This window comes from Candidatus Protochlamydia phocaeensis, assembly GCF_001545115.1.
Lineage (GTDB): Bacteria > Chlamydiota > Chlamydiia > Chlamydiales > Parachlamydiaceae > Protochlamydia_A > Protochlamydia_A phocaeensis.
Window position 1 is genome coordinate 11,717 of record NZ_FCNU01000007.1, and the last position, 11,234, is coordinate 22,950.

Below are 11,234 nucleotides of genomic sequence, written 5' to 3' on the forward strand. Positions count from 1 at the left end.
AGGGTTGTTATTTCCTTTTATTTTTTTGGAGTCATCACACCTGAGACATAGAATTCCAATGGCAGGTCTGGAATAACTCCTGCTAAAGCGATCTTGCTACTTAAATCCGAAAGAGAATTCAAAATTTCCTGTTGTTTTGATTTTTCAAGCATAGGCCACATTTTGGTAATAAGAATTTCATGTGAGATATATAGTCCTATCACAGCTGCTAAATATCGATTCCAAGCCCAAATACCTGAAGCTGTCCCATCCGATCGAATAATAGCAATCAAAGCTTGCGGAAATCCTGCAACCATGAGTAAACGGCCCCCTTGCGCTTTCTCAATTAGATCTTCAGATAGATGTTCACTTACCTCTTTCAACCAATCGGGCTTTTTGCCAAAAGTAAGAATGTTTATTTCCTTTTGAGAATTTTGAATAGATTCTATCTCTTTTTTAAACGTTTCTAATTCAGGATTAAAGGCAGCCATTAATACTAATTTAGAATCCAAATTTAAAATAGATCGACATCGATTCAATACATTCTCATAGCTAGACAGAGAAAGAACTTGAGCTTCATCTTGCTGCTGACTGACATATTGTTTAAATAAAGTCATCGCTTTTTGTTGCGATTGATCGATATGCAATTGATAATTTTCGAAAAATACGTGAAGAGGAATCGGTGAAAATTTGTCGTTTTCCCCTCTTACTATAGCCCCTTTTTCCACTAATCGCTGTAAACAGCTATATATATTTCCCCGAGCAATATCGCATTTTTTGGCTACCTCATACCCATTCATATCTCCATGGCTCAAAAAAGCAAGATAAGCTCGGGCTTCATTGTCAGTTAAGTCAAATGTCTTTAGGTGTTGGATAAGTTCATTCATGAATCCCTCGTGTTTAATAATCTGCGTTAATAGTATCTCTTATGAGACATACTATTTTAATACAAGTCTATATTTGCTTCATGATATGAAAGCGTTGCTCAGGAAAAACCTCGGCAAACTAAATTGTCCGACGCAAATTCTTAATCCCCTTCCCCCATTCTCACATCAAGTGAATAGTCTAAACTGATTCATAATAAGTACTCTTAATTAAATAGAAGTTGTTTTAAATAAAAATAAATTTCATTAATTAAACAATAAAAAACATTAAAATATAATTTACTTTTACAGTAAATTTTTTATATAATTAAAGAAAAAAAACACTTAATAGGAGTTAATTATGAAGATTAAATTTTTGCAAAATAATATCGAGGGAATTACTTCGACACCAAAAGCAACGCCCCAAAAAATTAACCATAATGGAATAGAGTATACGTATGTTGGTAAATCTAAAGAATCCCCTGCCATGACTACTCGTGTTAAAGCTTTGTTTGAATGCTTTATAATGACTTTGGGAAGTTGTTTAGTGATTCCTTGTTTTTTTAAAGGTTTTAGAAAAACATTTAAAAATGCAGGACGTGAATTGTTATCTGGACAAGAGATTGTCAAGTATTATGCTATAAATCCTCATGTTTTCACTCAAAATAATAAGACACAAAATATACAGCCGCCTACTCCAGATGAAAATTTTAAAAGGGGTCTAGAAGAATCTAAAAATGTTGAATTTGACTAGTCTAAGAGACGTCTTCAAAACTGAAGCCATTCCCACAAATACATACTAAGATAAAAACTCGATAGGATCAAAGCTTTGAGCCATATCGAGTTGCCATTTTTCGATATTCTTTAATTTTACAAAACGGCATTCTCTATGTGGTTAATGACTTCGCCCATCGCTTTCTTTCATTTCTTGGCTAATGTTAATGAGCTAAATATTTTATGATTGATATTTTGCATAAAATATGGCGCTATCGCGGCATGCTCCCATTTTGAAAAGCCTTCGTCCGACATTTCAGGGTTTTCTCCTTTTTTCCGGTTTCATTCCATACTCATTACTTTAAGAGAGCGAAGTCCCTCACGCATAATATTGGGATCATCAGAATGATAACCAAATAACGTCAGTAAGGTGCTGCTGTAAATAGCTCTTAATTTAGCTAATGCCCAGGTTTCTTCCGTTATCTCCCCATAAGCTGTTCTAAAAGATTTGTGTGCTTGCACGGGTAAAAAACTGTGAGCAATCGCAAGATCAATTGCAGGATCTCCCCAATGGACATCCCCCCAATCGATAACCCCCACTAGATCATGTTTTTGATTGACAAGCAAATGTCTAACATAGAAATCTCCATGTACCAGGAATGAATTAACGGGAGCTTTAAAATGCTGTAAATTCTGCACCACGTCCTCAAGTTTTTTTCTATTTTCTAGCAATCCCAGTAAGGAAAGTTCTTCAAAATTTTTTCCTATTTTCGTCGTTAATAAGGTCCCATCGATTCGGAACTGATTATTTTCTGGAAGATGGCATTCTGAGATCTCAGATTTAGGCGTTGCGTGAAGCCTTGCAAGGAATTGAGCAATAGGTTCTGCAAGAGCTGCCCTCCCCTCTTCCAGAAGATTAGCATAACACGCAGTAAAACCGGAAATTAAGCGGTAACCAATAAAGGGCCATGGAAAATGAGAAGTTGGCGAGCCCTTCCATTGCGGGATCGGAATAGGCACAGGAAGACGTGAGGCCAACTTAGGCAACGCACACCATTCGGCCTCTAAAAGAGGAAGAGCAATCTCTCTTCTTGGGAATCGAAAGATTAATTCTTCATCAATGATAAAGGCTGTATTATCCCAACCAGAGCCTAACAAGCGAATATTTTTAGCAGAAAGATTTGGAAATTGCTCCCTAATTAATTGCAAAGCCAAGGGAGGTTCAATCATTTGCTGAGGTTCCCATTGATGAGTCATATGATTTTTTTAAGTAAAATTTGCACAAAATCTTGTGAATTAATTAGCGAGTATATTTTAGATTACCCTATTTCAACAAGGGCCCAGATTGAAAAGGATACTCTTAAAGCAGCTGAGACATTGAAATATGGCTGTATCAATGGCAAAGCGGTTTCATTTAAACCACTCTCATGCATTCGAATGCGTAATCTGAAAGAATAAAAAACCTGAACATGGGCAATCAAGCATGATCAATGAAAAGTGCTCTTCTTGAGATATAAAAGAAATGGTCACCCTAGTTTTCTATTCAGCAGCAGCCATTTCCAATTGATCCACATCTAGATGGCAGAGAAGCTTCAAATGTTTATTGATTTTTTCAATGCTCCAATCCCACCAGGCAATTTTCTGTAAACGGTCAATAGTCTTATCATCAAATCGCATCTTTACGACTTTAGCGGGATTGCCTGCAACGATCGAATAAGCAGGAACATCTTTAACGACTACGGCTCTTGCTGCGATAATTGCTCCATTGCCTATTGTTACCCCATTCATCACTAGAGACTCATAGCCGAACCAAACATCGTGGCCGACAATAATATCGCCTTTGACAGGCAAATCATAAACATTAAAAGCAGACTCCCAACCATGGCCAAAGATCGGAAAGGGATAAGTGCTAATGGCATCAAGCTTATGATCTCCTGTCATAATAAAACGCGTTCCTGCGGCAATAGCGCAGAACTTGCCCATGACAAGTTTGACTTTGGAAAAATCATAGTTATATAAAACATTGTACTCTTCAAATTTATCCGGGCCATAGCGACGATCATCAAAGTACGTGTAATCTCCAATGAAAATATTACTAGCTTTAACAAAATTTTTCAGAAAGACAAGCTTATCGTAATCCTTAATGGGATAGAGGGAGTTGGGATCGGGTCCTATCATTTTTTCTTTCTCCAGTTATAAATCTTTTTTCAGCCACAAAATTAAATCATCATCTAATGGATAAGGCTCTCCCGGCACGGTTGATTGGTATTTATATGTGATTCCATGACCATCCGGTAAATACCCTAAGCGAACGTAGAGCCTTTGTGCCGCGCCATAATCTGCATAAAGGCCGACACCAATGCCTATTTCTTTATAGCCCTTCTCTTTAGCAAGCGCTTCGAGCCAATTGATCAATCGGCTACCTAAGCCCCTTTCCCGATATTCTTTGTAAATCCAAACATCGTGGATCTCTGGAATCCCATAAAAATAAGGGTATTGGGATTTAAGGAGCAGACTTCCATAGCCCACTATTTCGCTATTTTGTTCTATTATCCCTATGGTGCGGATAGCTGATTGCTGCTCTTTGTAATACGCATTCCACTTCTTCCTTGTTTCTTGAACAGTTGTCCAAGGAGGGCAACGATCAATTGCAATGACTTTTATGTCGATTGCATGCATGGGGCGGATGATGATTGCATTATCGAAACTGACTTGATTAATTTTCATAGTTTTTCCCCATGGCTAGATCATAGATGTTTGGCGATTCGCCAGTAAAGTCACTGAATGGCATCTTGACATAGCCATTTATGATAAGATTTTTAAATATTTAAAAAGACGCTGATATCATTTCTGGATACAAATCAGTTAAAATCAAGTCTAATCAAACCATTCCATCATTAATTGAGCATTAGATGAGGTAAAATATCACGAAATGAGTAGAATCCGGACAAAAATTTCCGGCATAATGCTAATTTTTGTTGTGGAAAAGAGTTAGGATAAGAGAAAAAAGCATGTGTAGAATAGCTGTAGATAACAAATAGAAAAGAATGGGGCAACTTAGATTTGAACCAAGGACCAGCGCGGATTATGAGGCCAGTCGCCTTTCATATTATCCCTTATCATCTAACCGCCATGAGCAAGATGTTAAATGATTTCCGATCAAAATGCTACTGAATTTTGTTGGATTTTGCTGGTTAGATAGGTCAATCGTTGCACCGCCATTGCACCTTCTAAATAGTTTGCCTTATTCGAAAAAGAAATATCTTATACCTGCATTAACTCTAGGGTTTTGCGAAAGCGTGCCAGTGATATCACAAATAAAATTGTACCAAGTAGTATAAGGGCAAGGAATTGAGGCCAAACGGTCAAAAAGCCTGCTCCGCGAAATAAGATCGCCTGTGCCAACATGACAAAATAGGTATTGGGTGCGGCCAGCATCATATTTTGAATGAATTCAGGCATGCTCTCACGCGGTGTAATACCTCCCGATAATATTTCCAACGGTAGCAAAACCAGTATCGCCAATAAGCCAAATTGAGGCATAGAACGCGCCATTGTGCCAAGAAAGATACCCATAGAGGTAGTGGCAAACAATTGCAATAAAGCGCCTGTCAAGAATAAAGGAATGGAGCCCTGAATGGGAATGGCGAGTAGACCTTGAATGACAAGAGCCATTGAACAAGCTGTCGCAACTAATACAACTAGAGCCATCGCCCAAATTTTACTGACCATGATCTCGACGGGAGTAACGGGCATCACCAATAGATGCTCCACAGTGCCATGCTCGCGTTCGCGGATAAACGCAGCTCCAGTCAGGATAACGGAAAGCATGGTGATACTATTAATGAGTTCCATGACTGCCCCAAACCAACTCTGAATTAGATTCGGGTTATATAAAACCCTTAAAGCCACATCCACTGGAAGTGTCGGATTTGAACGGTACCTCTGCGAAAAAGCAAGAATTTCTTCTGTGATAATATTCTGGACATAAAGATGGCCTGTAAAAGCTTGACTCATCCTAGTCGCATCGATGTTGACTTGAATAATAGGTTTTCTTCCTGCCAAAAAATCCTTTTGAAAATTTGGAGGAATATCGATAATAAAGGTATCTAAACCTGCATCCAATCGGGCGTCTTCTTCCTCCCATGTAATCAGTGAAGGTACCATAAAATAGGGGGGATAGAATGCATCGTCTATCCTTTCGGAAAGCTCTGAATGGTCTTCATCAATGATGGCGATGGGGGCCTTGTGAAGAGTTTCAGGGAGAACTTTAGCAGCAGCATAAATGGAGCCGCTAAAGGCATATATGATCAAGATAATCATGATGGGATCTCGCCTTAGAGTGCGTAACTCTTTAATACCAAGTTGCAAGATGTTAGCACTGCCCATCGTTATGTTTCCTGTTTTTTTAGCAAATTCACTCCCAACGCAATCAATAGAGGAAGCGTAATCAACAATGGAATGAACCAAATATAAAGTTCATGAAATCCAAGACCTTTTGAAAATGTCCCTCTTGCAATAATGATGAAATAAGTTGTTGGATAGATCTTTCCGATGAAAGCCCCTAATCCTTCAAGCGAAGAAACGGGATCCATTAGGCCTGAGAAATTAATGGCCGGCACAAGAGTCAGAATAGTCGTGGCAAAAATAGCTGCAACCTGGCTACGAGTGAAAGTCGAGATTAGCAATCCAAAGGAAGTGGTAATACAAACATAAAGCAATGCAGCGATAGACAAAGTCAAGAAACTTCCCTTGACCGGGACCTTGAAAAAAAATACCGATAAGGCCACTAGAAGCAGAAAATTGACCATCCCCATCACTACATAAGGAATCTGTTTGCCAATCAGAAATTCGAAACGCGTCACTGGCGTAGCATAAAGATTGACAATCGAGCCTAGTTCTTTTTCCCTTACCACTGATAAGGAAGCGAGGATCGCTGGAATCAGCAAGAGGAGCAAGGGAATCACTGCAGGCACCATAGCGGGCAGACTCTTAACATCTGGATTGTACTTAAAACGCGATTCAATAGAAATCTCTTGTCCCGCTGGAACATTATGCTCTTTTCTTGCGAGATACTCTAGCCACATGAGATGAGATCCCTCCACATAGCCACGTTCAACCTCAGCCCGCCTTGGCATAGCCCCATCAATCCATACTCCAATCTCGACCGGTCTTTCATGACTCAAGTCCCGGCCAAAATCGGGTGGAATCTCTATTGCCAGACTGATCTCTCCGGCATGCAAACGCTTTTCCATATCGGCATAATCTGTGATAGGAGGATGTTCGGTGAAATAGCGTGACCCAGCAATATTTAAAATATAGTCTTGGCTCAAAACAGTTTGATCTCGGTCGTATACTGCAAAGGAGAGGTTTTCGACATCTAAAGTCACCCCAAAGCCTAATGCTATCATCAAAATGAGGCTTCCAAATAGAGAAAGAGCCAGTCGGATAGGATCACGGCGCAATTCCAATGTCTCACGCACCAAGTAGCTTATCATGCGTTGGAAGCTAAAAAACTCGCTCTCTGTAGACGAGGGAGCAGGGAATTTTGTTCCTGTCGAGGAAATCTTATCGCCAGGAATTTCCGTTGCAGTTTCAGATTCTCGAATCTTTATTGCCTCTTCTAAATACCCAATAAACGCCTCCTCTAAAGAGCGGGCTTTGCGCTTCTTAACCAAGGCTGCCGGTGTATCACTATCCAAGACCTGCCCTGCGTTCATTAGAGAAATACGATCGCATCGTTCGGCTTCATTCATAAAATGCGTGGAAAGGAAGATAGTGACCTTATCGCGTCGTGACAAATCGATCAGAATCTGCCAAAATTTATCACGGGCAATGGGATCGACTCCCGAAGTGGGCTCATCTAATATTAGCAACTCAGGGCCATGAATCATCGCCACTCCTGCTGAAAGTCTCTGACGTTGCCCAAGAGGCAAATCATCCGGCAAGCTATCCATCACATTTGTTAAGCCGAATCTATCTGCAATTTCCTTTATTCGCACAGGAATGCGATCTTCTGGAATAGAGTAAAGACGAGCATGAAGGATAAGGTTTTGCTCAACTGTCAATTCTGAGTAAAGAGAGAAGGCTTGTGTCATGAATCCGACACGCCGACGCGTAGCGATATCATTTGGATCCACTGAATGACCGAATAAAAGAGCTTCGCCTTCAGTGGCTGGTAATAAACCCGTCAACATCTTCATAGTGGTTGTCTTTCCACAGCCATTAGACCCAAGAAAGCCAAAAATCTCGCCGCGTTCAATGCGAAAATTCACATGATCGACTGCAGTAAAATCGCCAAATCGCTTGGTGAGGTTATGGGCTTCAATTGCGATTTCACTCCCCGCTTCTGCTGGACGTGGAGGAAGAACAATGGGTTTATATCCCATGCGTTGAGATTCAGGAAGAAGAGTAATAAATGCATTCTCTAAAGTAGAAGCTCCCGTCCTTGTTAATAGCTCTGAAGTGGTTCCCGTTGAAAGCACTTGGCCTGCATTCATCACTACCAACCAATCAAAGTCGGCAGCCTCTTCCATATAGCCAGTAGCAACGAGAACGCTCATATTGGGATTTCCGGCGCGTATGTGGTCAATGAGCTCCCAGAATTGTCGACGGGATAGTGGATCTACACCTGTTGTGGGTTCATCAAGAACCAATAGATCAGGGTCATGAATCAGTGCGCAACAGAGTCCCAGCTTTTGCTTCATCCCCCCAGAAAGTTTTCCTGCAGGACGGTGAATAAAAGGAGCTAACCCGACTGCATGCACAAGTTCGTCGATGCGGCGTTCCCGCTCTTGGCGTTCATATCCAAATAAGCGGGCAAAAAAATCAATATTTTCAAATACGGATAAAGTCGAATAAAGATTCTTGCCAAGCCCTTGGGGCATATAAGCAATACGTGGACAAACTTCTAGGCGATGATGCTTATCGGCCATATCACCGCCGAGAACTTCAATTTTTCCTGATTGAATAGCTCTTGCGCCAGCAAGCAAGGATAAAAGGGTAGACTTTCCAACACCATCAGGTCCAATGAGACCAACCATGCAGCCAGATGGAATATCAAGATTAATAGCATCTAAAGCTAGGGTTTTTCCATAGGATAGACTCACCTTGCTTAAACGCGCAACTGGTGGCTTTATTGGCATCCCGTTTGCAGTGGATCCCTTTAGAGCGCTCATAGTTTGACCTGCAAGGAAGCCGGCCATGGCTTGCTAGAATCAAGCCGTACATAGGCAACGCCAGGCAGACCGGTCTTGACCATGGTAATATGTTGTTTGAGTAGCTCTGCAGGAATATGGGCCTTAACTCTAAACATCAATTTTTCTCGTTCAGTGGCTGTCTCTACTGTTTTAGGAGTAAATTGGGCAACATCTGAAATAAATGTCGCATACGCCGGGATCACCAATTCAGGTGCGGCGTCGACCACTAACCTCACCTGATCGCCAATGGCAATCTTTCCAGCCATATCCGTTGGCAGAAAAAAAGTCATATAAACATCAGTCAAATCCACCATCCGAAGCACTCTTCCCCCTGCTGGAAGCACTTCTCCAGGCTCGGCAACACGGTATTGTACTCTTCCATCGCGTGGAGCTCTAAGGACCGTATCATCGATATCCGCTTGGATCCGTTCTATTGTTGCCTGCGCAGCCTTGACGGCAGATTCCGCTCCGACGACTTGCTCGCGAGCAGTCACAATAGCCGCTTCATCGGCTGCTACCTGCGCTAACGCCGCATCTTTGGCTGCTAAGGCGCTTGTGTAACGCGCTTCATCGTCATCCGCCTCTTGTTGCGAGGTCGCTCCTGTTGACACTAAAGATGACGTACGCTTCAATCGTTTTCCAGCTACAATAATTTCAGCCTCGCGCTGCTTGACAACTGCTTCTGCAGCCAATTTTTCGCTCTTCCGTTGGTTAAATTGGCTATGAGCTACGTCTACATTGCTAAAGGCTTTAAGCAATTGCGCCTCAGCTTCTCGAAGCTGAGCATTTAAGACATCGGTATCCATATACGCAATAATCTGCCCAATCTTTACAAAATCTCCTTCATAGACTAAGATTTCTTTCACGCGTCCAGCCAGCTTAGCCGCAATATCAATTTCCGTCGCTTGGATGCGGCCATTGGCACTGACAATATTCTTATCCCCATTTATTGCTTTATAACCTTTCCACGCCAATACCGCCACAACGACAGCAGCAAGCACTATGATGGCACTTTTTAACCATTTTTTTTGTTGTTCTGTCATAACTATTTCCATAAATGCCGCTAACAATCTTTAGATGTTGAATCGTTTATTCTGAATATTTTCTATTTTGTTTAAACTCAAATATCACAGTCATTTATTTCGTACAACTTGTGTTAAATATAAATTTTTAATAGCTTTCATTTTTATTATGATTTAATAAAAAAACCGACAATTTAAAAATAAATTGAAATTAAAAAATTCTCCTTCCCGGAGAATACTTGCTTTGATGGCCTAGACATTTGAAGGGCTCAGAAAAGGCGTGTTATTTCTTGTAAGGCGTGTTATTTCTTGTATTGATCAAAGTTGCAACTGCCTTGCTTGATTTCTCGTTTGCTATCGGCAGCTCAATCATGCGTCTCCTGTTTGCGGTCAAAAGGATTGCAGGCAATAGAATAGCTATTAAGGGTTCAAATTAATTCTTCTATAGGTTTAATTGAAGAAAAAATAATTCACAGACGATTGAATATAAAAAGTAATACGATTTTTCGCTATAACGTGTTTTCGCGTGTCGCCTCAATGCTATCGTTGAACGTTAAATTCCCTTGAAAAATAAGTTTTGCCGGCACTGGCGTTCTTTCACGCATAATACAAAGGAGGCAGATAAACCACACGAGTATAGGCCTCAATACAAGTTCGGAATTTAAAATAGCTAGCAACAAAGCTCATTGCTGAAGCACTGTTTTAATGAGTTAATGCTAGAATAGTTCATGGCAAATAGGAATCGTCTATTTTAAGGAGCTATAACTTTTTTAATTCCTGTTTTTGTATCGTCGAAATAGGCAGGTCCGCAGAGCACGATAACTTTTTTGATAGTGAGTGAAGAGCTTGCATTTTGTTTATAGAGAAAATTCTGTGTTTGGAATGCTTCAGATGCGCCACTAATGACATAACCCGCTACTTCGGCCGTTGGAGAATCAATCCCTGCATCTTTCAGATCACTGGCATGAGAATAACTCGATACACCAAGCCTTAATGCCTCTCTCATACCTGTAAGACCGACTAACTTCATAATCTCAGGCTTAAAATCGTTTCGATTACCAAGACCAATGATCAATAATTTTTCAGCAGGAATTGTATTTGAGGGAGGGGTTATCAAAAGAGTTTCAAGCAATTGCCCTTTAAACTGATTAGATTTTCGTAGATCAGTAATCAATCCATTCAATGCTTCATCGACATGGAGTAAACCGTTTAGATCTTTCGGCAAAGCGGGAGGTGACTTTGTAAGATCGCCTTCTTTATATTCAAATGCACAAACGATTTGTAATGGAGTTTTTTGCGCAGCCGGACTCTGCACCAAAACTTCGACATCAACAGCCCCTGCAGCTTTTCCAATATTTTCTTTTGTGCCAAGAGCAGCCTCAGCAGCGAACCCATTAATAGAAATCGAAAGGGCAATCCCACATATAAAATATTTACAGATAAAGTTCATTTTATCC

The 11,234-nt window shown here is 40.7% G+C and carries 9 protein-coding genes; 1 reads left to right on the top strand and 8 read right to left on the bottom strand.

Annotation, left to right across the window (positions count from 1 at the left end; translation table 11 throughout):
- Nucleotides 1-17: 17 nt before the first annotated feature.
- Complete coding sequence (locus BN3769_RS00925) at nucleotides 18-866, bottom strand: TrmB family transcriptional regulator (protein WP_068466639.1); 849 nt, start codon at nucleotides 864-866, stop codon at nucleotides 18-20.
- A 337-nt stretch (nucleotides 867-1,203) separates the two neighbouring features.
- On the opposite strand from BN3769_RS00925, the gene BN3769_RS00930 reads away from it, so the two are divergent.
- A complete protein-coding gene (locus BN3769_RS00930; protein WP_068466641.1) occupies nucleotides 1,204-1,596 on the top strand; it encodes a hypothetical protein in 393 nt (130 codons plus the stop codon).
- 302 nt (nucleotides 1,597-1,898) lie between these two features.
- Here BN3769_RS00930 and BN3769_RS00935 read toward each other — a convergent pair whose 3' ends face one another.
- From BN3769_RS00935 to BN3769_RS00970, 7 genes are all read right to left on the bottom strand, one after another.
- A complete protein-coding gene (locus tag BN3769_RS00935) occupies nucleotides 1,899-2,771 on the bottom strand; it encodes a phosphotransferase (RefSeq protein ID WP_195155524.1) in 873 nt (290 codons plus the stop codon).
- A 324-nt stretch (nucleotides 2,772-3,095) separates the two neighbouring features.
- Nucleotides 3,096-3,749: a CatB-related O-acetyltransferase gene (locus tag BN3769_RS00945; RefSeq protein ID WP_068466647.1), complete on the bottom strand. Its 654-nt coding sequence runs from the start codon at nucleotides 3,747-3,749 to the stop codon at nucleotides 3,096-3,098.
- The gene (locus BN3769_RS00950; protein ID WP_068466649.1) at nucleotides 3,750-4,283 is read right to left on the bottom strand and encodes a GNAT family N-acetyltransferase; all 534 of its coding nucleotides are present in this window, start codon (nucleotides 4,281-4,283) and stop codon (nucleotides 3,750-3,752) included.
- A 537-nt stretch (nucleotides 4,284-4,820) separates the two neighbouring features.
- Nucleotides 4,821-5,945 (bottom strand): ABC transporter permease, encoded by a 1,125-nt coding sequence (locus tag BN3769_RS00955; protein WP_068466651.1) that lies wholly within the window; start codon nucleotides 5,943-5,945, stop codon nucleotides 4,821-4,823.
- A 2-nt stretch (nucleotides 5,946-5,947) separates the two neighbouring features.
- On the bottom strand, nucleotides 5,948-8,734 hold the full coding sequence (rbbA, locus tag BN3769_RS00960) for a ribosome-associated ATPase/putative transporter RbbA (RefSeq protein ID WP_154017765.1): 2,787 nt from the start codon (nucleotides 8,732-8,734) through the stop codon (nucleotides 5,948-5,950).
- Entirely contained in the window at nucleotides 8,731-9,798 is a 1,068-nt protein-coding gene (locus BN3769_RS00965; protein WP_068466653.1) for an HlyD family secretion protein, read from the bottom strand. The genes rbbA and BN3769_RS00965 overlap by 4 nt, the downstream gene beginning before the upstream one ends.
- A 730-nt stretch (nucleotides 9,799-10,528) precedes the next feature.
- A complete protein-coding gene (locus BN3769_RS00970) occupies nucleotides 10,529-11,227 on the bottom strand; it encodes a M17 family peptidase N-terminal domain-containing protein (protein WP_068467466.1) in 699 nt (232 codons plus the stop codon).
- Nucleotides 11,228-11,234 lie beyond the last annotated feature (7 nt).

What these genes read in the sequence shown, in the direction of transcription:
- BN3769_RS00970 (WP_068467466.1), bottom strand. Translation starts at nt 11,227, where the DNA reads ATGAACTTTATCTGTAAATATTTTATATGTGGGATTGCCCTTTCGATT.
- BN3769_RS00930 (WP_068466641.1), top strand. Translation starts at nt 1,204, where the DNA reads ATGAAGATTAAATTTTTGCAAAATAATATCGAGGGAATTACTTCGACA.
- BN3769_RS00955 (WP_068466651.1), bottom strand. Translation starts at nt 5,945, where the DNA reads ATGGGCAGTGCTAACATCTTGCAACTTGGTATTAAAGAGTTACGCACT.
- BN3769_RS00950 (WP_068466649.1), bottom strand. Translation starts at nt 4,283, where the DNA reads ATGAAAATTAATCAAGTCAGTTTCGATAATGCAATCATCATCCGCCCC.
- BN3769_RS00925 (WP_068466639.1), bottom strand. Translation starts at nt 866, where the DNA reads ATGAATGAACTTATCCAACACCTAAAGACATTTGACTTAACTGACAAT.
- BN3769_RS00965 (WP_068466653.1), bottom strand. Translation starts at nt 9,798, where the DNA reads ATGACAGAACAACAAAAAAAATGGTTAAAAAGTGCCATCATAGTGCTT.
- rbbA (WP_154017765.1), bottom strand. Translation starts at nt 8,734, where the DNA reads ATGAGCGCTCTAAAGGGATCCACTGCAAACGGGATGCCAATAAAGCCA.